At 43.4% G+C, this 26,574-nt stretch carries 28 protein-coding genes and 1 riboswitch; all 28 genes read right to left on the bottom strand.

Translation table 11 applies throughout. The features are described from left to right. Nucleotides 1–16: 16 nt before the first annotated feature. Nucleotides 17–535, bottom strand: a complete 519-nt coding sequence (gene def / locus PHG87_01395) for a peptide deformylase (GenBank protein MDD5476857.1) — start codon at nucleotides 533–535, stop codon at nucleotides 17–19. Then, nucleotides 510–860, bottom strand: coding sequence for an aspartate 1-decarboxylase (locus PHG87_01390; GenBank protein ID MDD5476856.1), 351 nt, complete (start codon nucleotides 858–860; stop codon nucleotides 510–512). Before PHG87_01390 ends, def begins: the two co-directional genes overlap by 26 nt. 1 nt (nucleotide 861) lies before the next feature. Continuing rightward, nucleotides 862–1,920, bottom strand: coding sequence for an acetate kinase (locus PHG87_01385; protein MDD5476855.1), 1,059 nt, complete (start codon nucleotides 1,918–1,920; stop codon nucleotides 862–864). Next, nucleotides 1,920–2,849, bottom strand: coding sequence for a phosphate acyltransferase (locus PHG87_01380; protein MDD5476854.1), 930 nt, complete (start codon nucleotides 2,847–2,849; stop codon nucleotides 1,920–1,922). Before PHG87_01380 ends, PHG87_01385 begins: the two co-directional genes overlap by 1 nt. A gap of 1 nt (nucleotide 2,850) precedes the next feature. Further along, nucleotides 2,851–3,939 carry an AAA family ATPase gene (locus tag PHG87_01375; GenBank protein ID MDD5476853.1) on the bottom strand — a complete coding sequence of 363 codons (1,089 nt, stop codon included), beginning with the start codon at nucleotides 3,937–3,939 and terminating at the stop codon, nucleotides 2,851–2,853. Beyond that, a complete protein-coding gene (gene trxA / locus PHG87_01370) occupies nucleotides 3,939–4,259 on the bottom strand; it encodes a thioredoxin (GenBank protein ID MDD5476852.1) in 321 nt (106 codons plus the stop codon). The genes PHG87_01375 and trxA overlap by 1 nt, the downstream gene beginning before the upstream one ends. Nucleotides 4,260–4,604: 345 nt before the next feature. Beyond that, nucleotides 4,605–6,176 carry a hypothetical protein gene (locus tag PHG87_01365; GenBank protein MDD5476851.1) on the bottom strand — a complete coding sequence of 524 codons (1,572 nt, stop codon included), beginning with the start codon at nucleotides 6,174–6,176 and terminating at the stop codon, nucleotides 4,605–4,607. A 57-nt stretch (nucleotides 6,177–6,233) separates the two neighbouring features. Continuing rightward, complete coding sequence (thiH, locus tag PHG87_01360) at nucleotides 6,234–7,361, bottom strand: 2-iminoacetate synthase ThiH (GenBank protein MDD5476850.1); 1,128 nt, start codon at nucleotides 7,359–7,361, stop codon at nucleotides 6,234–6,236. After that, entirely contained in the window at nucleotides 7,358–8,185 is an 828-nt protein-coding gene (locus tag PHG87_01355; protein MDD5476849.1) for a thiazole synthase, read from the bottom strand. The genes thiH and PHG87_01355 overlap by 4 nt, the downstream gene beginning before the upstream one ends. Before the next feature lies 1 nt (nucleotide 8,186). Further along, a complete protein-coding gene (gene thiS, locus PHG87_01350; GenBank protein ID MDD5476848.1) occupies nucleotides 8,187–8,387 on the bottom strand; it encodes a sulfur carrier protein ThiS in 201 nt (66 codons plus the stop codon). A gap of 39 nt (nucleotides 8,388–8,426) precedes the next feature. Continuing rightward, nucleotides 8,427–8,536, bottom strand: a riboswitch (TPP riboswitch). After that, a complete protein-coding gene (locus tag PHG87_01345; GenBank protein MDD5476847.1) occupies nucleotides 8,537–8,716 on the bottom strand; it encodes a 4-oxalocrotonate tautomerase family protein in 180 nt (59 codons plus the stop codon). Between the two features lie 19 nt (nucleotides 8,717–8,735). Next, the gene (metW, locus tag PHG87_01340; GenBank protein MDD5476846.1) at nucleotides 8,736–9,335 is read right to left on the bottom strand and encodes a methionine biosynthesis protein MetW; all 600 of its coding nucleotides are present in this window, start codon (nucleotides 9,333–9,335) and stop codon (nucleotides 8,736–8,738) included. Next, a complete protein-coding gene (locus PHG87_01335) occupies nucleotides 9,319–10,476 on the bottom strand; it encodes a homoserine O-acetyltransferase (GenBank protein ID MDD5476845.1) in 1,158 nt (385 codons plus the stop codon). The genes metW and PHG87_01335 overlap by 17 nt, the downstream gene beginning before the upstream one ends. After that, a complete protein-coding gene (gene cysK / locus PHG87_01330; protein ID MDD5476844.1) occupies nucleotides 10,473–11,408 on the bottom strand; it encodes a cysteine synthase A in 936 nt (311 codons plus the stop codon). The genes PHG87_01335 and cysK overlap by 4 nt, the downstream gene beginning before the upstream one ends. A gap of 63 nt (nucleotides 11,409–11,471) precedes the next feature. Beyond that, on the bottom strand, nucleotides 11,472–12,764 hold the full coding sequence (locus PHG87_01325; GenBank protein ID MDD5476843.1) for an O-acetylhomoserine aminocarboxypropyltransferase/cysteine synthase: 1,293 nt from the start codon (nucleotides 12,762–12,764) through the stop codon (nucleotides 11,472–11,474). Nucleotides 12,765–12,874: 110 nt separating this feature from the next. After that, nucleotides 12,875–14,116, bottom strand: coding sequence for a glutamate-1-semialdehyde 2,1-aminomutase (locus PHG87_01320; protein MDD5476842.1), 1,242 nt, complete (start codon nucleotides 14,114–14,116; stop codon nucleotides 12,875–12,877). Beyond that, entirely contained in the window at nucleotides 14,086–15,018 is a 933-nt protein-coding gene (gene hemB / locus PHG87_01315) for a porphobilinogen synthase (GenBank protein MDD5476841.1), read from the bottom strand. Before hemB ends, PHG87_01320 begins: the two co-directional genes overlap by 31 nt. A 2-nt stretch (nucleotides 15,019–15,020) precedes the next feature. Then, entirely contained in the window at nucleotides 15,021–16,424 is a 1,404-nt protein-coding gene (cobA, locus tag PHG87_01310; protein ID MDD5476840.1) for a uroporphyrinogen-III C-methyltransferase, read from the bottom strand. Then, nucleotides 16,421–18,799 (bottom strand): sulfurtransferase TusA family protein, encoded by a 2,379-nt coding sequence (locus PHG87_01305; GenBank protein MDD5476839.1) that lies wholly within the window; start codon nucleotides 18,797–18,799, stop codon nucleotides 16,421–16,423. The genes cobA and PHG87_01305 overlap by 4 nt, the downstream gene beginning before the upstream one ends. Beyond that, nucleotides 18,792–19,190: a M67 family metallopeptidase gene (locus PHG87_01300; protein MDD5476838.1), complete on the bottom strand. Its 399-nt coding sequence runs from the start codon at nucleotides 19,188–19,190 to the stop codon at nucleotides 18,792–18,794. The genes PHG87_01305 and PHG87_01300 overlap by 8 nt, the downstream gene beginning before the upstream one ends. Continuing rightward, the gene (gene moeB / locus PHG87_01295; protein MDD5476837.1) at nucleotides 19,187–19,993 is read right to left on the bottom strand and encodes a molybdopterin-synthase adenylyltransferase MoeB; all 807 of its coding nucleotides are present in this window, start codon (nucleotides 19,991–19,993) and stop codon (nucleotides 19,187–19,189) included. The genes PHG87_01300 and moeB overlap by 4 nt, the downstream gene beginning before the upstream one ends. Next, on the bottom strand, nucleotides 19,993–21,432 hold the full coding sequence (thiS, locus tag PHG87_01290; protein ID MDD5476836.1) for a sulfur carrier protein ThiS: 1,440 nt from the start codon (nucleotides 21,430–21,432) through the stop codon (nucleotides 19,993–19,995). The genes moeB and thiS (PHG87_01290) overlap by 1 nt, the downstream gene beginning before the upstream one ends. After that, nucleotides 21,422–22,096 carry a hydroxymethylbilane synthase gene (hemC, locus tag PHG87_01285; protein ID MDD5476835.1) on the bottom strand — a complete coding sequence of 225 codons (675 nt, stop codon included), beginning with the start codon at nucleotides 22,094–22,096 and terminating at the stop codon, nucleotides 21,422–21,424. Before hemC ends, thiS (PHG87_01290) begins: the two co-directional genes overlap by 11 nt. Further along, entirely contained in the window at nucleotides 22,038–23,003 is a 966-nt protein-coding gene (locus PHG87_01280) for a hypothetical protein (GenBank protein MDD5476834.1), read from the bottom strand. Before PHG87_01280 ends, hemC begins: the two co-directional genes overlap by 59 nt. Before the next feature lie 8 nt (nucleotides 23,004–23,011). Then, on the bottom strand, nucleotides 23,012–23,833 hold the full coding sequence (gene pstB / locus PHG87_01275) for a phosphate ABC transporter ATP-binding protein PstB (protein MDD5476833.1): 822 nt from the start codon (nucleotides 23,831–23,833) through the stop codon (nucleotides 23,012–23,014). A gap of 2 nt (nucleotides 23,834–23,835) precedes the next feature. Next, nucleotides 23,836–24,645, bottom strand: coding sequence for an ABC transporter permease subunit (locus PHG87_01270; GenBank protein ID MDD5476832.1), 810 nt, complete (start codon nucleotides 24,643–24,645; stop codon nucleotides 23,836–23,838). A gap of 43 nt (nucleotides 24,646–24,688) precedes the next feature. Then, a complete protein-coding gene (pstC, locus tag PHG87_01265) occupies nucleotides 24,689–25,615 on the bottom strand; it encodes a phosphate ABC transporter permease subunit PstC (protein MDD5476831.1) in 927 nt (308 codons plus the stop codon). 12 nt (nucleotides 25,616–25,627) lie between these two features. Next, nucleotides 25,628–26,566: a substrate-binding domain-containing protein gene (locus PHG87_01260; protein MDD5476830.1), complete on the bottom strand. Its 939-nt coding sequence runs from the start codon at nucleotides 26,564–26,566 to the stop codon at nucleotides 25,628–25,630. Between the last annotated feature and the right edge of the window lie 8 nt (nucleotides 26,567–26,574).

The following is a 26,574-nucleotide window of genomic DNA, read 5'->3' as shown; positions in this document are numbered from 1 at the left end:
GAAATTCCCTCTTTTATTAAAGCTGTAATTTGCAGGCTTTAACACTTGTTTTTAACGCCGCCAGTTTTCTTTTGATCCTTAACTTCTCTAGGAATGACGCATAATCAACTATCAGCTTGCCTTTCAAATGATCAATCTCATGCTGTAAAACACAGGCAAAAAGATCCTTGGCCTGGATTTTTACCGAATTATTATTTTCATCTTTGGCTTGCACCCAGACTTGGCGGGCGCGCTTGACCTTTATGCAAACTCCGGGCACACTCAAACATCCTTCTTGAATAGCCTGCGACCCCAGCCTCTTGACAATCTTAGGATTAACTAATTTATAAAGCCCTTCTCCGATGTCTACGACAATTAATTGCACGCTTATGCCAATTTGCGGAGCAGCCAAACCAATACCGGCTCCTTCGTACATGAAGCCGGCCATTTGGCTTAAAATCTCCCGGTATTCAGCACTAACCCGGTTGAGCGGCTTTGCCTTTTTTCGTAAAACAGGGTCGCCGAATATTCTAATTTTTAATTTTGTTTCTGGCATTTACTTTAATAATCTTGGGCTTTAAGGATTTGGTTTCCCTATCTTCTACCGATGCATACGAAACAATAATCACTATGTCCCCGGGGCAGGAGGCGCGGGCTGCCGGCCCATTCAGGCAGATTACCCCGCTTCCGGGCTTACCTTTAATCACATAAGTTTCAATACGCTGGCCGTTATTAAGGTTCAATACCTCAACTTTTTCATGCTCCAGGATATCGGCTGCCCGGATTAAATCGGCATCAATAGTAATGCTGCCTTCGTAATAAAGATTGGCCTCTGTTACGGTTGCCCGGTGAATCTTTGATTTTAACATCGTCCTTAACATTTTATCCTTTCGTTATTAATTTAAAGGTCTGCCGGGCGATCATCAATTCTTCATTCGTAGGGATTACCATAATCTTTGGTTTTTTCCCCAGGCAGTTAAACAAGCCGCGGCAAATATTATCCCGGATATTAGCCTGATTTTCACCGATACCTGCGGTAAATATTAAAGCATCAAGCCCGCCTAAAACCGACAGGTAGGCGCCGATATATTTGCGGATGCGGTAAACGAATATATCCAAAGCCAGTTTAGCCCGCTTGTTCCCGGCGCCTGCTTTTTCCTCCAGTAAACGCATATCATTGCTAATACCGGATATCCCTTTTAAGCCGCTTTCTTTGTTCAAAATACGATCCATTTGTTTGGTGTCTAATTTTTTCTTGCGCATAATATGGGTAATTAAGGCCGGATCCGTATCGCCGCAGCGGGTGCCCATCACTAACCCCTCTAAAGGAGTAAAACCCATACTGGTATCAACGGATTTACCATTATCAACAGCAGTGATGCTACAACCATTGCCCAGATGGCAGGTAATCAACTTTAACTTATTCAGCGGTTTCTTTAAAATGCGGCCGGCCTCGGCGGCAACATATTCGTGGCTGGTACCGTGAAAACCATATTTTCGGGCCCCTAACCTTTGATAATACTCATACGGCAACCCGTAAATATAAGCATATTCCGGAATACTTTGGTGGAACGCAGTATCAAAAATCGCAACCTGTTTTATTCCGGGCAAAAGTTTTTGGCAGGCAAGTATCCCGGATAAATTAGCCGGATTGTGCAGAGGAGCGATCGCGCAGCATTTTTTAATCCCCTTAATTACGTTTTGGTCAACCAGTGCGGGCTTTTTAAATTTTTCCGCGCCATGAACTACGCGATGGCCCACCGCATCCACCGACTTAATCTCCTCCAGTATAATCTTTAAACCTGAGTAATGATTGCTAAACTTTGAGCCTTCTTCACCGATATGATCGATTATTCCCTTTGTAATCAGGCGCTGGGAAGGCATATCAAAAAGTTTATATTTAATCGATGAGCTTCCGCTATTAATTACCAGTATCTTCATTATTGCGCCCTGATTGCCGTGACTGCCACGCTATCCACGATATCTTCGACAAAACAGCCGCGCGACAGGTCGCTTGCCGGTTTATTTAAACCTAAAAATAAAGGCCCGATTGCCCGGCATCCGCTTAGCCGTTGCACAAGCTTATAGCCGATATTACCGGCTTCTAAGTTTGGAAAAATCAGCACGTTAGCCTCTCCGTTAATCGGGCTATCCGGGCATTTTATCTTGGCCACTTCCGGAACAATTGCCGCATCCGCCTGTATTTCTCCGTCAGCTAATATCTTTGGCGATAACTCTCTGAGTAAAGCCAAAGCTTGGCTGATTTTTTCGGCGGACTTTGTTTTTGCCGATCCTTTGGTGGAATAACTTAAAAAAGCTACGCGCGGAGTAAGATCCAAAACTTTAGCCGCCAATTCCGCGGCAGTTAAAGCAATGCAGGATAGCTGGCGGGCATTAGGATCAGGAATAATTCCGCAATCGGCAAAAATAAATGTGCCGTTATCGCCATACTGGCAGTTAGGCACATCCATAATGAAACAACTTGAAGCAATGGTAAACCTTTCCTCTAAACCGATACAGCGGATACAAGCGCGGGCCATATCCGCGGTAGTATGGATTGCTCCGGCGACCAAACCATCAACCTTCCCTTCCCGGGTCATCATCGCCGCGTAATAAAGATTGTCTGAAAAAAGTTTTTTAACCGTCTCCAGATCAATATCTTTTGACTGATATAATTTATAATACTCCTCGATATAACGCTCTAATTCGTTCTTATCGACCATCTCCGGAGTCAAAACCAAAGGCTTGGCCAATTTCTCCTTTTCAATAATCCGGGCGGCCTCAAGCGTCCGGTCATCATCATATTCCGGCAAAACTATCGTTTTGCTTTTTCTTTTCGCCAGCTTCCTAATCCTCATGACAGCATCCATCTTAAATCCCTTTCAAAATTTTATTGAAATCCACATTCTCTTTCATTAATTTTACTACCGCATTAACTTTTTCGGTATCGCATGGCCTGATCTTTACCGTTAGATCATGCACACAAGTAGCCACATCATAGGTGTCAGATTTAGCCAATAAAACCGGAATCTCGGCTTTTGCTAAAAGTTCCATAATCGGCCCTTGCGGAGTAATGCCGCAAGTTAAAACTATCCCGCAAATCTTTAATCTTTTATTGCTGGAATCACGGAAACAATTAAGGGCAATATTAATCATGTCCTGCCGGTCGCCGGGAGTAATCATTAGGCTATCTTCGCTGATATAGCGCTCCGCATCGCGCGGCTCCATTGCCGCGACAATCACCTTTGCCACCGAGCGTTCTAAATATTGCTCTCCGCAGAGAACTTCAAAATCTGTTTCTTCCAAAATCTGCTCAATCGAGGGCCTTGCCAGCATCGGGTCATAAGGAAGCACCCCCAACACATCCACCCCTTTTCTCTCTAAGCCCTTTCTTACCAGGCGGTTAATCTTTTCGAATTTTCCGGGAAGGACCTTATTTATAATTACCCCTAAAACTTTAACTCCTTCTTTTTCAAAAAGTGCCTTATTTAAAATTATCTCATCTATCGGCCGGCCCACTCCACCGGAAGAAATAATAATTACCTTGGAACCCAAAAGCTTGGCGACAGTCGCATTAGAGTGGTCAAATACCGAACCCACTCCGGCATGGCCTGTCCCTTCGATTACCACCAACTCCTGGTTTTTAGAAATCCTGCGGAAAGAATCCTGAATCTGTTTGGAAATATTATTTTTATCCGGCTTGGCGATATATTTTTCGGTAAAACCTTTTTCTACCGCAATCGGGCTCATATCTTTAAGCCCGCATTTTATCCCGCAAACCTCCTCGATAAGGATCGAATCTTCGTCAATTTTTAGCCCTTCTTCCTCAAGATACCTTTGGCCGATAGGTTTGATAAAACCGACCTTACCGAATTTCTGCTGCAGGTTCCTGATTATTCCCAGGGAAACCGTAGTCTTGCCGTCATTTTGTTTGGTCGCGGCAATGAAAATCTTGCGCATTAAAGGTTTTCTTCTATTTTATGCTTCAAATCAAGCTTGCTTACCGCCCCAACCAGCTGGCTCATAACTTTACCGTTTTTAAAAAATATTATCGTCGGTATTGACATTACCCCGTATTGAGTCACCACTTTAGAATTGGAATCAACATCCAGTTTACCGATTTTCATTTTTCCGGAATATTCCTTGGCCAAGGCATCGATAAAAGGAGCAACCATCTTACACGGGCCGCACCAAGCAGCCCAAAAATCAACTAAAACCGGCAGATCCGACTCCAGTACCTCTTTCTTGAAATTGGCGTCCGTAAAATGTAACGTACTCATAACTTTGATCCTTCGCATTAAAAGGGTTAATAAAATTGGCAGGTTTATTTAAATTATCACAAAGATTTGACAATTGCAAGGAAAATCAGACTTAGGCGGGTCCTGCCGATGACTGTTTTTCGGCCACCTGAAGTGGCCTCAAATCCAGCCATCGTCACCCGCTATAAGATTTCCGGCTTTTGCTGGAGGCGCATTAGAAATTTTTCGGCAAACGTGTGCAAGGAATTACGGCGAGTGCAGGCAATACCTTTATACGTAAGGAACACTGTGCTGCCGAAAGGAGCCGTAAGCCGCAGCACACGGCGAAAAATTTCAGCGACGGAAGCAAAAGACGAAAATCAAGAGTTAACTCTGTTCTTTAGGAGTTAACTTGCGCAGCTGTTCTGAATAATATCCCGATGTAAGCGCATCCAAGGAAGCGGTTAATTCCTCAAGTTTTAACTGTTTATCAAATCTTTTATTCCTATCTTCGATGGCTAAATTATTTAGTTCAGATTTTATCCTCAAGCGCTCAAAATAAAGCTTGTTTACCTGATCTAAGATATCATCACGCAGCTCGACCATCAGCTTTGACCGCACATCAATGCTTGTCTGGGCGTCATTCCAGATCAAATTGCCTAAATCCCAGCTTAAAGAAACATCCCAATCAAGGCTATCCCTGCCCCGCCGTAAAACATCATCGTCGGTTTTAGTGGTTGAACCGCTCTCCCAATGCCACAAATCAGTTGTGTTGCGGTCAAGGCCGACGCTCACCTGCGGCAATAACGCTTTTTTTGCCGCTTTTTTCCTCCACTGAGATATTTTTTCAGGGCCCACTTCCGCGTATTTTATCGCTGCCTCCTGCACGTCTTTTATTTTTGGCTCATCTAAAAGACACTCCTGAATTAAAGCCTGGCGCATAAAGGCTGGCTGGTTATGTTGATTAGCCCTAAATATTCCTGCCTCTGCGGCAACATAAATATTATTCAGATTATCTAACGTAAAATAATTTAATTTACCTCCGGATAAGCCGAAAGAAACTTCTCTCCAACGCTCATCTGCATAAAGAAAAATACCCGATGGGCTAAGCGCAAAAATTTCGGAATTACCCGATAAACAAAGAATTTTCACATCCCGGTTTAACAAACCATACTCGGATAATTTATCCCAGCTTCTGCCTTGATCCAGGCTCCGATAAACTCCTTTGCTGCATGAAAAATATACCAAGTTTACGTTATTAACACCTGCTTTTACAAAACGGATGTCAGATAACTTTTCCGGAACATTTGTTTCTCCATCATCAGGTTCATTCTTATTATCTTCCCGGGAATAACTCAAAAAAATCCTCTCCCAGTTTTTACCGTCATCTAAAGATTTAAATATACCGCTGGTGGCGGCTAAATAAATAATCGAATGCGGAGTGAATGCATCAAGATTAAAAATGGCCGTATTGCCGATTATTTTATTTTCTTTATCCCAGCTGCGGCCGTTATCCCTGCTTATAAAAAGGCCGGCGCTTGTGCCGACAAATAGAGCAACCGGAGTATTCAACACAGCGGCGCATCGATTCTCTAAATTATTCTTGCCTCTAAATATTCTATCCCATCGCCCGCCTAAATTATTACTGCGGTATAAGCCATTATCTGTGGCCGCATAAACTACATTGTAATTGGACAAATTCATTGCCAAAGCATTGATATTGCGCGTTGTGCTTCTTATGGATAATACAATGCGCCAGCTATTACCGGCATCCTCACTCTTTAATATATTCCCGGCTATCCCGGTAAAGATAATTTTACTGTCATTTGGATTAACTAAAATCGCCTGGGCATTATGGTTACCCCTGCTTAGGTCATCCCAATCCAAATCCTGCGCCCGAAGGACACCAGTCATTATTCCTAACCAAACCACGGTAAAACCAATAACTATTCTCTGCATTTTGTCACCTCCTACCCAATTGACGCAAGGAGGCGAAAAATCTAACAAAAAAATCTGCTACAAATACAGCCAATCCTTAAAAACCGGCTGGTATCCCTTTCCTTCAAGGACAGCTTTGATCTGGCCCACGGTTCTTTGATCCTGAATCTCAAACTGAGAAGACTGCTCTTTTTCTTCCTTGTAAAGAGTATGGCCGCCAACATTAGTCGCTGAACCGGCTGACATCCTGGTAATACCAAGAGATAAAAGATTTTCCCTGAATTCCGGATTTTCCCGCGTTGAGATTGCAATACCAAGCCGGGGCAAAAAAATCCTGAAAGCCAAAATTATCTGGATGACATTTCTGTCGCTTACCTGGCAAATTGGTTTAAAATCGCCGACTTGCGGCTGGTGGTTTTGCGGCCGAATTCTGGGGACAGATATCCCGATTTCAACATCCGGAAACTTATCAAGCAGGTATTTTGCGTGCAACCCCAGAAAGAATGCTTCCCTTCTCCAGTTTCCTAAACCAAGCAAGGCCCCGATAGAAACGCTTCTCATTCTGGCTTTTGCGCCTCTTTCCGGAGCATCCAGACGGAATTTATAATCTTTTTTAGGGCCGCAAATATGTATTTTTGCGTAAAGCTGTTCATCATATACTTCCTGATAGATTGTCAAGCCGTCCACCCCGCCGACAACTAACCGGGCGTATTCATTTTCAGCCAAAGGATATACTTCAATAGATATTGAAGTAAAATATTTTTTTAGAACATTGACACAATCCTGAATGTAGCTGACCGGGCTCTTAAGCCTTGATTCCCCGGTTAAAATAAGAATGTGCTTTAACCCCGAAGAGGAAATAAATTGCGCCTCTTTTTCCACTTCTTCCAGAGTAAGCTGTCTCCTTTGGATGTCATTGTTCAGGTTAAAACCACAATAAAGGCAGGAATTATCGCAATAATTGGATAGATACATCGGAGCATAAAGCTGGATGGTATTGCCAAAATAATTCCTGGTTATCGCCTGCGCTTTCTGAGCCATACTTTCAAGATTATTTTCGGCTTGCGGAGAAAGCAATCCAAGGAATTGTTTTGTATCCAGATTATTTTTTTCTAAGGATTCCTGAATGGAGGCAGGTGAAATAAAACTAAAAGCTTTCTTTAGGTCTAAATCTTTATTTTGGGAATAGACACCATAAAAACTCATTGCGGTTTATTATGGCTTTGGCTATCGGAAGCCAAACCATCGCCTTGTGGTTTATCTTCTCTTAAAAATCCAGTCAAGGGGCTGGAAGCGCGGGCTGTTTTTCCCATTGCCGGGATTCCTGACAAATAGGCAAGCCTGCCGGCATAAACTGCCTGACTAAAAGCCTTGGCCATCTTTACCGGATCTTCGGAAACGGCAATGGCGGTATTAACCAATACTGCCGCGCAACCTAACTCCATACATTCACAAGCTTCTGAAGGTTTTCCAAGGCCCGCGTCAACAATAATCGGCAGCTTAATTTCATTAACCATTATTTCGATAAGCTCACGGGTTTTTACCCCGCGATTGCTGCCTATCGGAGAACCCAAAGGCATAATTGCGCTGGCTCCGGCATCAACCATTCTTCTGCCAATGGATAAATCCGGGCTCATATAAGGAAAAACAACAAAGCCTTCTTTGGCTAAAACTTCAACTGCCTTAAAAGTCTCAATACTATCGGGAAGCAAGTATTTATTATCACGGATAACTTCAATTTTTATCCAGTTCCCGGCTCCGGCTGCTTTTGCCAGGCGGCCAATACGCAGCGCTTCTTGTGCGTCTCTGGCTCCGGAAGTATTGATCATAACTTTACATTTCTGCGGAATATAATCCATGATATTCTCTGTTTTAGAGCTCTCGTCAACCCTTCTCAAAGCCACCGTAGCAACCTGGGCCTTCGCCTCTTCTAAAGCTTGCTTCATTATCGGATAGCTAGAGAACTTCCCTGTTCCGATAAAAAGCCGGTTACTTAATTTTTCTCCCGCTATCTCTAAAAAATCTTCCATATTAGCCGCCCCCAATAAAACTTATGATCTCAATAGAATCATTCTCGCCTAAAAGTGTATCAAACCACTCTCCCTTAGGCAGAATACGAAAGTTATATTCAATAACCACATTTTCAACGCGCAGGCCCTTAGCTAAAACAAGCTCACTAAGGTTTAGTTGGGCATCAACATCCTCGACTTTACCGTTTAAGGTTATACGCATAATTTATTTTGTAAAATCAAAACCCTTATGCCAATGCATAAGGGTTTTGATTCTTTCCTACGCTGGCATTATCCAGATCAGGTACAAGGGTAATCTGCTTATAACGCAGAACTCTCAAACCGCTATAGCGGCTTCCCCGTCAGACTATTTTACCCAAAAAACTTATCGCCTTTGGCCCAGTTTTCACCATTAACCTCATCAATAACCAAATAAAGGCTCTCTTTGGGTTTCCCGGCTACTTTCAAAAGCGTATCGGAAAACTCTTTAGCGATCTTTTCTTTTTGGTCCTTAGTGAGTTTACCGACTAATTTTAAATTTATATAAGGCATTTATCTTTTCCCCTTTCTCCTATTTTGAGATCAAAAATATTCCGGTCTGGCCAAATAAATTGGGTAAAAACGGAGTTTCCCTTCTTTCCCCGACACAAACACTGCGCTCAATATTGATCTTTTTCAAACGGCAATAATCCTTAAAATCAGTTATGCTCAAAAAATGCAGGTTCGGAGTTTCATACCATTGATAAGGAAGGCTGGGGGTTACCGGAGACCTGCCCTGAAAGAACATCTGCAGCCTGGACTTATAATAGGCAAAATTGGGAAATCCTACGATTACCTTTTTACCCACCCGTAAGGCATCGGTGAGCACCTTATCAACATGCAAAATCTGCTGCATGCTTTGATTAAGCACCACATAGTCAAAAGATTTATCGCTGAATTCGGCAAGTCCGCTGTCGATATCTCCGTGAAAAACATTTAAGCCCTTAGCGACGCATTTATAAATTGCCTGGTCATCGATCTCAATACCCTGGCCGCTCACTTTTTTCTCTTTAATCAGAAGATACAAAAGATCCCCCGCGCCGCAGCCTAAGTCTAAAACGCTGGATTGCTGATCAACTAAGTCCAGTATGACTTGGTGGTCCAATTGAATCCCTTTACTCTCCGTAGACACCGGTCACCTCATAAGCATAAAATATTTTTTTAAGGAAATGTTTGATCAAATGCGTCTCCTCTTCCACTTCCAAAAGAAACGCGTCGTGGCCATAATTTGAATCAATCTCACAATAGGTTGTCGCAATGCCGGCAAGCTTGCAGGCCTTAACTATCTCCTTTGATTGATAAGCCGGATACAGCCAATCGGATTTGAAAGATATGACCAAAACCTTGGCCTTGATGCCGGCTAAAACTTCACAAAATGGCCTGGCGCCTGAGGCGTCAAAATTATCCATTGCCTTGGTTATATAAAGATAGGAATTTGCGTCAAAGCGCTTGACAAAATTATCGCCGCGATAACGTAAATACCCCTCGACTTCAAAATCAGCCGTAAATTTAAACGCTTCGGCGCTGTCTTTTTTTTGGCGGCCGAATTTCTCAGCCATCGAGCTGTCGCTCATATAGGTTATATGGCCGATCATCCTGGCTACGGCCAATCCTTTTAAAGGAAACGGGCCGTCATAATAATTGCCGGATTTCCAATGGGCGTCGGCCATAATCGCTTGGCGGCCTACCTCATTAAATGCTATTTGTTGAGGAGAATGTTTGATCGTGGTGGCAATCGGAATTGCGCTATGAATTATATCCGCATGGTTAGCTAACCACGATAAAACCTGCTGTCCGCCCATTGAGCCGCCGACCACAGAAAGTAACTTTTCGATGCCTAAATGGCCAATTAAACGCCTCTGGGCATTTACTATATCGTTAATGCTAATTAACGGAAAATCCAAAGCGTACGGCTTATTGGTTTTAGGATTTACGCTTGAAGGGCCGGTTGACCCCTTACAGCCGCCGAGTATATTTGAACAAACCACAAAGTATTTTTCCGTATCAAAAGCTTTACCCGGGCCGATAAAAGAATCCCACCAGCCTAAATCATCAGTTCCCTCATGCAGACCGGCAGCATGGGCATCGCCTGAAAGGGCATGCACAATAAGAATAGCATTGGATTTCTCTTTATTTAAAACGCCATATGTTTCATAAGCCAAAGTAACCGGGCCAAACTTCTCCCCGCTCTCAAGTTTTAAAGATTCAAAAGTAAAACTTTGAGTTTTAACCACTCCCACACTATTGGCCGGGTTTATTTTTTCTTTAATCATACTTTTACCTCTTGAAAAAGCCAGGTGCTCAGATACCGCTCGCCGGTATCCGGAAGAATAACCACGATGACCTTCCCTTTATTTTCCTTACGTTTAGCCACTTCTAACGCCGCCCACAATGCCGCCCCGCTTGAAATCCCGGCTAATATCCCTTCCGACTTTGCCAGGCGCCGAGCGGTTTCTCCGGAATTATCGTTAGTAACCCGGATAACCTCATCAATAATTTCCCGGTTTAAAACCTGCGGGATAAATCCGGCGCCAATACCCTGGATCTTATGCGGGCCGGCAGCGCCTCCGGATAAAACCGGCGAAGCATCGGGTTCAACCGCAATCGCCTTAAAGCTTGGTTTTCTTTTCTTGATCACTTCAGATACTCCAGTAATTGTCCCGCCGGTGCCGACTCCGGATACAAGAATATCAATTTTACCGTCAGTATCATCCCAAATCTCTTCGGCAGTAGTTTTACGGTGAATCTGCGGATTAGCCGGATTATTAAACTGTTGCAAAATAATCGCATCCGGAATCTCTTTAGCTAACTCCTCGGCTTTTTTTACCGCCCCCTTCATCCCTTCGGCGCCCGGAGTCAGAACTAACTGCGCGCCAAAAATCGCCAAAAGCTGCCTTCTCTCTATGCTCATCGTATCAGGCATAGTCAGGATTAATTTATAACCTTTAGCAGCGGCGACAAATGCCAAGGCAATCCCGGTATTACCGCTGGTGGGCTCAATAATCGTGGTATTTTTTTTAAGCACGCCTCTTTTCTCCGCGTCTTCGATCATCGCCGTTCCAATCCTGTCTTTTACACTGGAGAGCGGGTTAAAAGATTCTAATTTAGCCAGTATGGTTGCCCCCAAACCTTCTCCGATACGATTGAGCTTGACTAACGGGGTTTTCCCAACTGTTTGAGTAATATCAGAAAATATTTTTCCCATCAGACACCTCCTTGCCATAAAGGCACACCCGCGCAATTCCTTATAAGCGCGGGGTGTTATATTCTATGCCTTTTTCAAAGCCTGCTCAATATCCGCGATAATATCATCGATATGTTCAATACCGATGGATAAGCGGATAAAATCAGGAGTAACCCCGGTTGCCAATTGCTCCTGGCTGGATAACTGTTGATGCGTGGTAGTTGCCGGATGGATAGCCAGGCTTTTTGCGTCTCCGACATTGGCAAGATGCGATATTAATTCCAGCGAATCGATAAACTTTTTGCCTGCCTCAAGGCCCCCTTTAATTCCAAAACCTAAAATCGCGCCCTGGCCTTTTTGCAGATATTTCTTGACCCTTTCCTTTTCAGGGCTATCATCCAAACCCGGGTAATTTACCCAGCTTACCTTACCATGCTTCTTTAGATATTTCGCCACAGCTAAGGCGTTTTCAGAATGCCTGGGCATCCTTAAATGCAATGTTTCCAGGCCTTGCAAAAAGAGGAAAGAATTAAAAGGGGATAGCGCCGGGCCTAAATCACGTAACAAAGTAACCCGCGCTTTAATAATGTAAGCGATGTTGCCTAAAGGCTTGAGCGCTTCTACAAAGTTGATCCCGTGATAACTGGGTTCAGGTTCGGCAATTAAAGGAAACTTGCCATTAGTCCAGTCAAATTTTCCGGAATCAACGATGATGCCCCCTAAACTCGTGCCATGGCCGCCGATAAACTTGGTGGCTGAATAAACTACGATATCCACGCCGTGGTCAATCGGCCGCAGCAGATACGGGGATACTGTATTATCCAGGACAAAAGGTATGCCATTCTTATGCGCTACTTTGGAAATACCCTCTAAATCCGCAACATCCAATTTTGGATTTCCGATCGATTCGGCATAAATAGCTTTAGTTTTAGAAGTAATGGCCTTCTGGACCGCATCCAAATCATTTGATTTGACAAACTTAACTTTAATCCCTAAGCGCGCAAAGGTATAATGGAAAAGGTTATAAGTGCCGCCGTAAAGATTATCCGCCGACACAATCTCATCTCCTGCCTGGGCAATATTAAGCAGGGACAGCGTGATCGCGGATTGGCCGCTGGATACACCCAATGCCCCCACGCCAGCGTCTAATAAAGCCACCCTTTTTTCCAAAACATCGGTAGTGGGATTCATTAAACGCGTATAAATATTCCCAAACTCCTTCAAGCCGAAAAGATTGGCAGCATGTTCGGTGCTTTTAAACTGGTATGAGGTAGTCTGGTATATCGGTACGGCGCGCGAGCCGGTTGTCGGATCAGGCTCCTGTCCCCCATGTAAAAGCACGCTCTCTGTTTTTAACTTTGCGTCGATTTTGCTCATTTCCTTCCTCCCAAGTTATTTCTTCTTGAATGATTTATATTATACTACTACTATTCTTGTTTAAAAGCGTTTTATTAACACTGATTTTCAAACTTATCAGAAAAAACAAATTAATTCTCCATTCTTTTAAAAACCAATTTTACAGCAAATAAAGTTTTATTTATTTCTTTTTGCGTATGCGCAAAGGATAAAAAGTTTACTTCAAATTCCGAGGGGGCCAAAAATATTCCTTGATCAAGCATTAATTTATAAAATCTGGCAAACTCATTTTTAGATTTAAATCGTAAGCTAAACATACTTTCATAATGGCTTATTTCTAATTTTATACCGCAAATCAACGCCTCTTTTTTTAGATTACTACACAAATATTCATTCAAATTCTTAAGGCGCTTATAGTTTGATCCTTTGAGTATTTTGAGCGTAGCCAAACCTGCCTGCATAACAATAGGATTACCGGAAAAAGTAGAAGCCTGATAAACCTTTCCTAATGGAGCTAATTTATTCATGATCTTTGCGCTTCCCGCATAAGCACCAATAGGCAAGCCACCCCCGATAATTTTCCCTAAACAGATTAAATCCGGAGCAATCCCGAACCTTTGAGAAGCTGCCCCGTATCGAAAACGAAATGCGTTAATTATTTCATCGCAGATCAGCAGGGATCCATATTTCTTAGTCAAACTCCTTACTGCCTTCAGAAATCCAATATTCACCGGCAAAACACCGTAATTACCGCCTACCGGTTCAACCAAAACCGCGGCAATTTCATTTTTATATTTTTTAAATACCGCTTCAAGCGCTTCTTTGTCGCCAAAAGGAACTATCAGTGTGTGTTTAATAAAATCTTTCGGCACGCCGGCGCTTTCCGGGATCTGCAGAGTTGCTAACCCGGAACCGGCCTTAACCAAAAGATAATCCGCGTGGCCATGGTAAGAATTCGTGAATTTTACGATTTTATCTCTTCCTGTATACGCCCGGCCCAGCCTTACTGCTGCCATCACCGCTTCAGTCCCGGAATTAACAAAGCGTATTTTCTTAATAAAGGGGATTGCGCGGGTGATTTCCTGCGCTAACTCAATTTCAGTTTGATTAGTTGTGCCAAAACTTAAACCTGATTCTAATTTTTGTTTAATAATTTTGAGCACGGCCGGATGAGCATGCCCTAAGATTGCCGCTCCCCAGGAAAGAACATAATCAAGGTATTCTTTATTATTATAATCAAATACCTTAACGCCCCTTCCAGCCCTGATCAATACCGGACGGCCGCCTACATAGTTAAAGCTGCGCACCGGGCTGTCTACTCCGCCGACTAAGTATCGCTTGGCTAGATTAAATAATTTTTCTGTTTTATCCATTGCGCAATATCTTTTGCGTGATAGGTAATAATATAATCGGCGCCGGCGCGTTTTAGGGAAGTAATGATCTCAAAAACAACCTCCTTCTCCTGCCAAAGACCGATATTAGCCCCCATTTTTACCAACGCAAACTCTCCGCTAACATTATAAACAGCTAACGGATAATTAAATTTCTGTTTTGCTTCTTTAATGATATCCAGGTAACTTAAAGCCGGTTTGACCATTACCATATCCGCGCCTTCCCGGATATCATCCCTTATCTCCCTTAGCGCCTTTTTTGCATCAGTATAATCCAATTGATAAGCCTTCCTGTTTCCGAATTTAGGGGCGGAATCTACTGCATCGCGGAATGGGCCGTAAAAATTCGACGCGAATTTAGCAGAATAGCCCATAATTTTTACCTTAGAAAATCCGTTTTTATCCAACGCGCTTCTTATTGCGGATACTTGTTTTTTTGCCATTGCCGAAGGGGCAACCCAATCTGCTCCGCTATCAGCATGCACAAAGGCAATTTTAGAAAGTGCCTCCAGAGTTTTTCGGTTATCTATTTTATTTTTTTTATTAAGGATGCCGCAGTGGCCGTGCGAAGTATAAGCGCAGAGGCATACGTCGGTAATAACAGACACGCCTTTAATTTTACGCTTTAATCCTGCTACTGCCCGGGGTACAATATTATTTTTGGCGTAGGCATAACTTGCCGACTCATTCTTATATTGCCGGGGGCAGGCTCCGAAAAGAAGCACTCTAGATATACCCAGCCGTTTTGCCTCTGATATTTCCTCCAAGAGATTATCAATAGTCAATCTAAAAATACCAGGCATATTCGCAACAGGTTCTTTCTTGTTGCGCCCCTCAATAACAAAATAGGGCATAATCAGGTCTTTAGCAGATATGTTTTGCATTTTTATAATAAACGTAACTTTTTAGCTTGGGCCAGAGTAACATCCCCGACGCACCTTATAGCCGTTTTTTTTGGCGGTTTCCCATAATGCTTAATAAAATTACGGACACACGATGGGCTGGTAAAAATTATTTCATCAAACTTATTCAGATCGAAACTAGGAAGATTTTCGGGCATAATATTTCTATAGGCAGCACAGCCGGTAACCTTAGCACCAAAACTCTCCAGCCCTTTTGTCAACCCTTTGTCCGAAATATCAGAATGAGGCAAAAAAATCCTTCTGCCTTTTAAGGAGATCCTCTTTAAGGCACTGAGCAGGCCTTTTGATGTTTCAACTTTAGGAATTAAATCCGCAATAATCCCCAGGTTCCTAAGGCTTGCGGCTGTGGAAGAGCCGATTGCCGCAATTTTTATATTCTGCAGTGAACGCGTATCCAGGCCAATTTTACCCAGGCGCTGGAAAAAATACTGCACAGCATAACGGCTCGTAAAAACTAACCAGTTAAAACTTCGGATTAGCTTAATATGCCTGTCAAAATCCGCATAATTGTCAAGGGGTTCGATCTTGATCATCGGCAGATGGAAATAATTTCCTTTTAAAAAAAACCTTTTTGCCGAAAGCCCTGTAAACAAAACACGCTTATTTTTTTTAAACCAATTCAACTTTTCACCCAAACGCACAACCTGACCAATGATAAAAATAGCAGGGGCAGTAATTTTATTTTTCTTAACTATCCTATCGATATTCTCAAGTTTAGCGATGGCAACTTTTTGGTTAATCTTTCCTGCCTGGGAAATCGCAGCCACCGGGGTATCCGCAGGTTTACCATTTTTAATCAATTGTTTGGCTATTTGGCGGATATTTTTTACCGCCATATACAACACGATAGTTTCATTTTTAGAAATAGAGCTCCAATCAATAGCCGGTTTTTCTCCTTTTGCCTGCCGGCCGCTGATAAATATGACGCTGGATGAAATTTTACGGCTGGTCAAAGGTATACCGGAAAAACAAGATGCTGCCTGGGAGGCGGTAATTCCCGGAACAACTTCAAACTCTATACGATTTTTTAAAAGCGCTTCTATTTCCTCCTGAGCCCGGCCAAAGATAAAAGGATCCCCGTTTTTTAAACGCACCACTAATTTGCCTTTTTTTGCAAATTTTACCATCGCGGAGTTGACTTTAGCCTGAGAATCAAAAAATTCTTCTTGCGGCAGCCTCTTACCAAATTTATCGCAGCTGATCAATCTTGCCTGCGGATTTACATCCTCAAGCATTTGGCTATCCACAAGATAGTCGTAGATTACAACTTCTGCTTGCTGCAGCACCTGCTGGCCTCTTAAGCTAATCAAATCCTTAGCTCCGGGGCCGGCGCCAACTAAATATACCTTACCTTTTCCCGTTTTCATTTTTTATTGATTACCACTGACCAGTAATTGGCGATTCTTTTCTGCGAAATAATCTTATGGCCTTCGGCTTTGACTGACCCGGGGACATTTTCAATTGGAGCGCCGTCATCAAGCCAAATTTCCAAGGTATCTCCGGATTTTAGCTTAGCCAGCTCAATCTTGGTTTTTACAAAATTAAGCGGGCAGACAACTCCCCGCAGATCTTTGATTATTGCTGCGGATATTTGTTCCTGACGGGATTCTTGCGCAGAAACGGTTGTTTTAAAATTAAAACTATTATCCATAGTTTCATACAGCGCCTGCACTGCCTTAGCCAGTTCAAATGCCTGAGCTTGCTTTGCTAAAATCTCTTTAAGATCACCATGCTGAGCAATAGTAATGATCTCCCTGAACGCCCCATCAATCAATCCTGTTTCGATGAAATATTTAAGAAATCCCGCATATACCTCCTCCTGGTTTTTTGCGTCAAGCCCGCGGGTAATCAAAAGCGCCCTGCTGGCATAATATACCAGCTCACCGAGCAGCTTCTCCCTTTCATCCTGCGCGCCTGTTGCAAGTACCGCCTGAGTATTTTTTATATTATTTAGATCCATTTCAAGAAGATCGAAAAATCCGGCGGAACATTCCCCTGCCTTACGCTCGGCTAAAGAAAAAAGTTTATCCGCTCCCCAGTCAAAATAATAATTTTTATCTTTATCAAAATCAGGCGCCTTAGAATAACGTAGAATAATTTCTCTTAAATCCACTTTTCCTTCACCATTAATATACTCCCGAAAATTACTAAACTGTCCGGTTTTGGATATATAAGCCTTTAGAAGATCCTTTACCAACAGAACCAGCGCCTTAGCAGGAATCTCTCCGGTATATTCTGCGAGTTTAGTTTTACCATCACCAATAACAGCTCCGGCAAACACATTATATGCCGGATATAACCTGTCGGCATTCCTCAATGCCTTACCGGAAAAACCCAAATCAGCCGCCGGATGGTGGCCACAGGAATTAGGACATCCGGAGATATTAATTTTAATGTCTCCTATTTTATCCAAATCCAAACCGCTTTTTTTAAGCTCATCGATCAGGGCGCCTGCTGCCTGACGGGAAAGGCAAATCCCAAGCTGGCAGGTAGCCGCTCCGGCGCAAGATAATATTTTGCCGTAAAGAGCAGGCTGGCTTGATTCAGGTATTGTCTCTTTAAAAAAATTATAGGCAGCGCCCAAATAATCCAAAGGAATATTGCGTATCAGAAAATTCTGATCCCGGGTCATCCTTATTACATCAGCACCAAAGGATTTCAGGAACCGGCCCAATTTAGCGGCCTGCGCGCAAGGAATAAAACCCAGCTCTATAGGAATTAATACCGAAAATAACCCTTCCTGTTTTTGCTGCCTTACAAAACGCGTTTTCCATAACGAAAACCCCCGCGCATCTAAAGGCTTAGCTTTGGGCAAACCGGGAGAAGATAAACTCTGCCCATAATCAATGATATCTAACGGCTCAAAACCATCAACCTTAATCCGGTCATACTCTTGGTAAAATTTTTGCTTAAACTCCTCTGCACCGAGGTTCTGCCATAAGAAGCGCAGGCGGGCAGCATGCTTATTCCTGCGGTTACCGTATTTAAAAAAAACACTTTTCAACGCCTCGGCAACAGGATAAACTTCATTTGCCTGGATAAAATCAAACAGAAGTTTTCCTTCGGCTGATTTAGCGCCCAGGCCTCCGGCCGCATAAACCCTAAATCCTTTTATCCCGCGGCTTTGGCTATTGGAAACCAAACCATTGTTCTCCAACTTATTTTTTATTTGCGCAATAAAACCCAGGTCAGAAAGAGTGGCATATCCCTTATCTTCTGCGGAGCCGGAAAAAGCAATTTTAAATTTTCTCGGTAAATTCCAGGAATCCCCCTCGGCAATCATCCTTGTGGTTAGGGCTGCGGCATACAAAGACACATCGAAGGCTTCCTGCGGGTCAATCCCGGCATCATCGCAAACGGCAATATTGCGCACAGTATTGCCGCCGCCTCCCCTTGTAGAAAGGCCAATCTCTTTCAAGCGCCGCATCACAGTAATAATATCATCCAATTCCACGTAATGAATTTGCAGCTCCTGCCGGGAGGTAATATGCAGGTCGCTTACTCCGTATTCCTGAGCGATGGCAGAGACACTTTCCAGCTGCTGAGGAGTAACAAAACCTCCGGCGCACCTGATCCTCACCATGTAGGTATCGGCTTGACGCTGTTCATATACCCCAAAAGGCACGCGATGAGCCTTAAGTTCGGTTGCCGAAACCTCACCTGCCCTATGCTTGCGGATCAACTCTTCAAGCTGGGTGATCTCCGCATCCAAGCCAACAGGTAAATCATACCCTTTAATCATCAACAACCTCCAGATTAATTTCACTCACTTCACCGCTCTTTATTGAAAATGCCCGCACCTGTCCATTGCAGCCTGCCAGGGAAATAATAAAATAACTCATATCCGGATCATACGCCAATTTTACATCCTCCTGTGACGGGAGGGCCGGGCTGGCTGGATGGCTATGGTAGACAGCGCAAATCTCCAATCCTTGAACACGGGCATCTTTAACTGCCAGGAATTGCTCTTTTGGCTCAAAAGAAAAATGCTCATTGCTTTTATCAATATTGGTCAACGCATATATTTTTGTAATGATGCCGTCTTTGGCGCCAAGATACCCACAGGCCTCAAGCGGCGCCTCTTTCTTAGCATATTCCACCATTTCTTTAATTACTTTCTTGGTTATTTTCATTTCTTTTTTAAATCACAAGCCGGCAGTTCTTCATCAATCAATTCTTTAATTGTTGGATTATTGCCGCAGACAGGACAATCCGGATTTTTTTTAAATTCCGCCTGGCGGAACTTCATATCCAAAGCATTAAAGATTAACAGCCGGTTCAGAAGAAGCTCTCCTTTCCCAATAAGAAATTTCAAGGCCTCAGCTGCCTGGATCGTACCCAGCATACCGGCAACCGCCCCTAAGATACCGGCTTGCGAACAAGTGGGCACCGCGCCTTTCGGAGGAGGGCCGGTGAATATACACCGGTAACATGCCTGGCCCGGAAGATAGGTCATTGCTTGCCCGTCAAAGCGTAAAATTCCGCCGTGGGAAAACGCTTTAGCGCCGAAGACACAGGCATCGTTAATCAGGAATTTAGCGGCAAAATTATCCGTCCCATCGATAATAAAATCATAATCCTTGATAATTCCGGCGATATTACCTGAATATACCCTGCTCTGATAGGTAACGACTTTCACCTCGGGATTAATAAGGGTAATTTTCTCTTGCGCCGATAAGACTTTGGGCTTACCGACATCAGGAGTAAAGTGGATAACCTGGCGCTGCAGGTTTGATAACTCAACATTATCCCCATCAACCAAACCAATCGTGCCGACCCCTGCGGCTGCTAAATATAAAGCAGCCGGCGCGCCAAGGCCCCCGGTCCCAATAATCAGCACCTTTCCGTTTGAAATCTTCTCCTGCCCCTCAACCCCGACATCGCCAAGAATGATATGGCGGCTATAACGCTCTATCTGTTGTTCGCTAAAATTTATCATAAGCCCTCCAGGGCCTGTTGTATATCGGAAATTAAATCCCGGTAATCCTCAATACCTACGGCAAGCCTGATTAAAGTATCCCTTACCCCCATCTCATTTTTAAGCGCAGCGTCATATTCGCAAAAAATCGTTGATCCCGGATGCAAAATCAAGGAGCGGTTATCATGCAAATTCGTAGCCCTGCGGATAAGTTTTAAATTATTCAGGAAACAAAAACACTCTTTTTTTGACACCAGGTCAAAAGTTAAAACCGCCCCCGGCTTATCCCCGAATTGTTTACGGGCAGTTTCATAGTAAGCAGAATCTTTAAGCCCCGGGTAATTCACGGATTTCACCCGGGCTGACTGTTTTAAAAACTCCGCGATCTTAAGCGTATTGGCACAGGCAATATCAAGCCTAAGCGGCAATGTTTCTAGCCCTAAACCTTGAAGATAAGCGTTATGCGCGGAAATACATGCTCCTATATTCCTGTATACCTCATGCCTGAGCCGGCCGATAAAAGCAAAGGGGCCGAATTTGACCGCGTCACTATGCAATTTATCATTCTTCTTCCAGTCATAGAGCCCGTGGTCGATAATTATGCCTCCGACACTGGTTGCGCCTCCGGAAATCCACTTAGTGCTTGAAATGACTTCGATATCTACCCCGAATTCCTTGGCTGAAAAAATATACGGCGGGGTCATGGTAGTATCGGCAATAAGCAGGATATTTTTTCTTCTGGCTATTTCAGAGATGGCCTTTATATCTACAACCTCAAGTTGAGGATTAGTGATTGTCTCAAGAAATATCGCTTTGGTTTTCCCATCAATAAGCTGGTTTACTTTTTCCGGCCTGATCAAATCAGCATAGCGGGTTTCCAAACCCCAATCTTTAAGCGTATTTTCAAATAAAGAATAGGTATTACCGAAAAGGTGTTTAGAAGTGATAATATTATCTTTAGACCTGGCAATGGTTAAAATGGTATTTGAGATAGCTGCCATTCCGGAAGAAAGCGCGATTACTCCGGCGGCATCGGTGATGGCCTTTATTTTTTGCTCAAAATGTTCCACCGTGGGATTACTTATGCGGCTGTACATATGCGAAGGTTTCTTACCCTGGAATGCAAGCTCCAAATCCTCAGCGGTCTTGAACTCAAAGGCCACATTGTCATATACCGGCATATGCAAAGACCCATGCGGATCTTCTTTTGAAAATTTAGTATGCAAAATTTTAGTGATAAACCTTAATCCGCTTCCTCCGCCCATAAAATAGAGAAAATCCAGCTGGTCACCCTCGTTTAAGCGTAGCTTATCAAATTTTGACCGGTCAACAAATTCCCCGTTAAGCTGGACAGAAACCATCTGGGGATTTTCCACATTAGCTATCTTTAGCAATCCGGTAATCGATGAATCCCGATCATCAATCAATTGTTCTTTGCCGTTTACCTTAATCTTCATTGTTTTTCTCCTTATATGTATCTACTACACTGAATAAATCTATCAAGCGCTGATTATCGCTGCGTACCTGCAGGGCCAAAGATCCTTGCAAAGGATGCGCAGGAATAACCCACTTAGGGATAATTTCTGTGATCCTATTTTCAAGCCCAAGCCTGATTAGAGCGGCATGCGCCACAATAAGGGCGTCAAACTTCCCCTTATCCAATTGATACAGGCGTTCTTCAATATTCCCGCGCACATCGTAAATTTCAAGGTCGCGGCGATAGCGTAAAAGCGCGTTTTTGCGTTTGGAACTGCTGGTAGCAATCCGGCTGCCAGGCTTAAGCCCTCCCAAAAGTTTGTTCCCGCGGGAAACCAAGCATTCATAAGGGCTTATTGAAGCGGTGATTGCGGCAATTGTCAATCCACGGGGCGGATTTTCTTCCAGATCTTTAGCGCTATGCACCGCAACATCTATCTCCCTCTTCAATAACGCCTCTTCAAGTTGACGGGTAAAAAAATCACTGCCTTCAAACCGCGCAAAAGGCGTATGTTTATCCCTATCCCCTTGCGTTTGATAAGTAATAACCTCAAAATCAATAGAAGGAAAAATACCTTTTATTTCATCAGCCTGTTTTAAGGAAAGCGGGCTTGACCGGGCACCCAGCCTTAGAGTTTCTTTCATATTCTTTAACCTTTTCCTCAACAAAGTATTCTGCCAAAGACAAATTGTTTTTTATTCTATCATTATGCTCTTTAAAAACAAAGAATAGATCATCGAGGTTCTTTAAAATTACACCCCTTATTTGGCCTGCCACCGGCTCGATATCCCTAGGCATGGCTAAATCATAGATATACAACGGCTTCTTCCGCCGTAAAGCTATCCTTTCTAATTCTTCTGCCTTAAGAATAAGATGGGGGCTTGCGGTGGCACTCACTAAAAAATCCGCTTCAGCTAAAACATCCGGCAGGTTGCTTAAAAAAACTGTCTTACCGCAAGCTGATTCCGCCAGACTCTGGGCAGCCAATTTATTTTTATGAGCCGCAAAAATCAAACGCGCATTAATAGGCCGGTGTCTTGCCAAAAGCCCGGCGATCTTACCTGTCCCGATTACCACAATTTTTAATTCATTCGGCCAAACTAAATTTTTTTTCATATCATCAAATACAAGAGTAGCAATATTATCCTGGCCATTGAGCCCGGATTCCCTGCGTATAAGAAGGGCATCGGAGTAAACCCTACTCCAAAGGCCGGTTAAACCGGCGGGAATTTTATTAGACCAGGAATTTATCTGCTCTAAAATTTGTAATTCCCCTTTTAGCTGCGACTCAAGGCCAACCGCTACCCTCAAAGCGTGGGCAAAAACATTTACCCTGCCCTCCATAAAATACCAGCCTTCTTCAATCCGGGGAAATTTTACTGATTCAGCGGCAATTCCATAAAGCTCAAAACGATTGCATGTAGACAGCACCGCCGTTTGAGAAAAAAACTCCGCCCAATAGGCGCCAATCTGGCGGCGCCTTGCGTTGATCTCCTCGCGCCCGATTAAATCAACACTTTGATAATCTGTCCCGATAAGATAAAAATTCACGCCCACCCCTATATCCCTTCACCTTCTCCAATTTTTCTGCTGGAATGCGCTTCTTTCTGCACCCAGATCTCATCTAAAAATTCTCCCTTAAGATATGCCTGGGTAAGGAGCTCCCGGGGCTTTTTAAAAATCTTATCGGCTGCCTCTGCCTCAACAACAACTCCGTTATAAAGAAAAACAACATAATCGGCAAGCTTCATTGCCTGCTGAATATTGTGCGTTACGATAACAATCGTGTATTTTTCTTTAAGTTCGATAAGTTTTTTTTCGATGCGCTCCGAAGAAAAAGGATCCAGCGCTGAGGTTGGTTCATCGCAGAGAATTATTTCCGGCTCGATCGCCAGGCCGCGGGCAAGGCATAAACGCTGTTGCTGGCCAATAGAAAGCTTTGTTGCCGAAGCGTGCAGGCGCGTCTTGACTTCATCCCAGAGATTAGCCACCTTTAAATAATGCTCCACTATCGCCCCTAGCTTATTCTTATCAATGGAATTATGGATCTTAAGCCCGTAGGCCACATTCTCATAGATAGACATAGGCAGCGGATATGGCCGCTGAGCCAATAACCCCATTTTTTTACGTAACGAATAAACATCTACCGACTTATCATAAATATTTTCACCATCGAAAAAAACTTTTCCCGATATCCTGACTTCATCGCTTAACTCAATGAGGCGGTTAAAGCTTTTTAACAGGGTGGATTTACCGCAGCCGGAAGGCCCGATAATTGCCGTTATCTTCCTGGTCGGGATATCCAGAGTAACTTCATTTAGCGCCTGGTGGCTGGCGTAAAAAACATTCAAAGAATCGGTACGAATATTTCCCTTATTCATGTTTACCTCAATATATGTTCGTGGAACCGTTTACTTAAAATCCGGCTTAATCCGCTGATCGCAAAAATAATTAAAATAAGGATCAAAGCAGCCGTATATCCTCTCTGTTGCACTTCGGCAAAAGGCGTCCCCAGCTGAAAAAATATGGCTAAGGGCAGGGTTGCCACCGGCCTTAATAATGAAGTCGGAAGAGAATCGGTATATCCTGCGGTAAATAAAACCGATGCGGCATCGCTGACGCCCCTGCCAAAACCGATTAGTAGCGCCGTAAGGATTCCGGGAGCGGCTTGTTTTAAAATAACTTTAAAAGAGGTTTCAAAGCGTGTCGCGCCCAAACTTAAAGATACCTCTTTTAATTCCACAGGAACCAATTTAAGGATTCCGTCGGCTACGCGCGAGATTATCGGGAATTCTAAGATAGCGACAGTTATAATTGCCCCCAATAATGAAGCGCGCACATGAAAAAATATCATTACCGCGAAACCAAACGCGCCGTAGACAATTGAAGGAATTCCCCATAATACATCAAAGGAAAATCTGACCAACATGGCAAACCAGGAATCTTTTTTAAGGTACACATTAATAAAGAGAACAACCGGAACACTGATCAACGCTGCCAGTAAAGTAGCTCCTACAGCAAGGTAAAGTGAACCTAGGATCGCATTAAGAATACCACCCTCCCCGCCAATGTAATAACCGCTTTTAGGAGTCTGAGTTAGCATTTTCCAGTTTAGCCCCGGCAGCCCCTTGATAACAATAACCGCGATCATGCTTAAAAAAATAAAAATTACAAAAATAAACGAAACCAACATAATAGTTTTAAAAATTTTTTCTTCTAAGATTCTATTTTGGATATTAGACATATGCTTTTTCAACTCTGGCAAGAATTAACCAGGCTAATATATTAAAAAATACAGTAACTACCAGTAAAATTAAAGCGGCCAATAATAACGCGGAATCATATAACGGGATAGACATCATTTCGCCGTAATTATTGGCAATCAGGGCCGGCAGCGTATAGGCGGCATCAAATAAAGATTTGGGGATCTGCACCACATTACCGACCACCATCAGCACTGCTATTGTCTCTCCAAAGGCCCTGGCTAAACCAAGAATAACCGCGGCAATGATACCCGGCCGGGACTTTTTTAAAACCACATATTTAATTGTTTCCCAATGCGTTGCCCCAAGAGCCAGCGAAGAATCCCTGACTTCTTTAGGGATGCTGTGGATTACTTCCTCGGCAACTTGGGTCATAATCGGGAATATCATCATCGCCAGGATAATTCCGGCGGAAAATACGCCAAAACCGGTAAAATTGTTAGTCGCTAAAAACGGAACAAACTTTGCCAGATGCGCAACGACAGGTAATAAATATTTTTGCACAAGAGGAACGATTACTAAAACGCCGAAGGCCCCGAAGATTACCGGAGAAATCCCCGCCAATAGGTCAAGCACAGGTTTAAAACTATTTCTTAAGGCCTTCGGCGCATACTCCGCGAGAAATACAGCGCTAAATATGGCTAATGGGACGGCTAAAACAATGGCCACCAGCGTCACATAAATTGTTCCCAGAATAAATGGCGCGAACCCAAATTGTCCCTGGGTGGGGTGCCATTTTACTGAAAACAAAAGCGCCGTAAGGCTATTTTCACTAAGAATAGGCCGGGATCTTGTAAATAATCCCCAAGCAATAACTACAACCAGCAAGCTTACCAGAAGAGTCAGGGTAAACATAATGTGCTTGGCGGTTATATCTTTAATTGTCCTTTTTTGATACATCCCCTATCCCTTTTACTCTAAGCTTTTTAAGACCTTTTCCCGCTCCTGCGTAGCTAAAGAGAGGCTTGCCCCAACTTCATCTACTATTTTAACCCCTTCTTCAGAAAGAGCAAATAGAATAAATTCCCTGACTAAACCGGCAGGTTTGCCTTTTACAAAAAAATAATTCCTTCGTGTCGCCGGATACCTACCCGCTCTTATCGCCTTTACTGCCTCATCACGGTTTGTATATATTTCATCGGCATCGGCTTTACCATTCTCATTTGAATCTATCGGAACTAATCTTATACCGTTAGCTAATGCGCCATCACGGGAGAATACATAACTGAAATTATTGTAGCCTATGCCGATTGGATCTTTTTTTACCGCTTCCAAAATCCCCGGATCGCCATAAACTCCGATCCCTTTTAAATCCTCCTGCTTTTTACCCAAGTATCCCGCCCAACTTTGGGCAGCTCCGCAGGAATCAGAGCGCGTAAAAAGATGAATCGGTTTATTCACTTTGCTAGCTGCTACCTTATCCCAGGTAGCGATTGATCCATTAACCCAGGAATCAATAAAGTTTTCTTTATTAACCCCCTTTTTAAGGATACTCTCAAGTGCGGGATTTTTTTCATTAATTACAGCAAAAACCGCGTCATGAAGAATATAAACCGGCGTTATTCCTTTTTTAATCTCTGCGGGATCCGGCTCGCGTGAAACCATTCCGATATCAACTAAACCGGTAATGGCATCAGTAGCGCCTTTCCCTGCGCCTCCGGCTGAAACATCGATTTTTACTTTAGGGTATTTCTTCTGAAAACCCTCTGCCCAAGCCACTGCCGTAGGATAAATTGCCCAGGCGCCTGACAGTGTCAGGGTACCCTGGAGTTCACTTCCTTGAGCAAAAACATTATTACTTGAAATCTTCAAAAGACTTAATGCTAACGCGATAATAATTAATTTTTTCATTTTTCCTC

The sequence above is a fragment of the Candidatus Omnitrophota bacterium genome, from assembly GCA_028716245.1.
Classification (GTDB): Bacteria; Omnitrophota; Gorgyraeia; order Gygaellales; family Profunditerraquicolaceae; genus UBA6249.
Note: the sequence above shows the minus strand (reverse complement) of the source record. Positions and strands in the feature narration are given on the sequence as shown.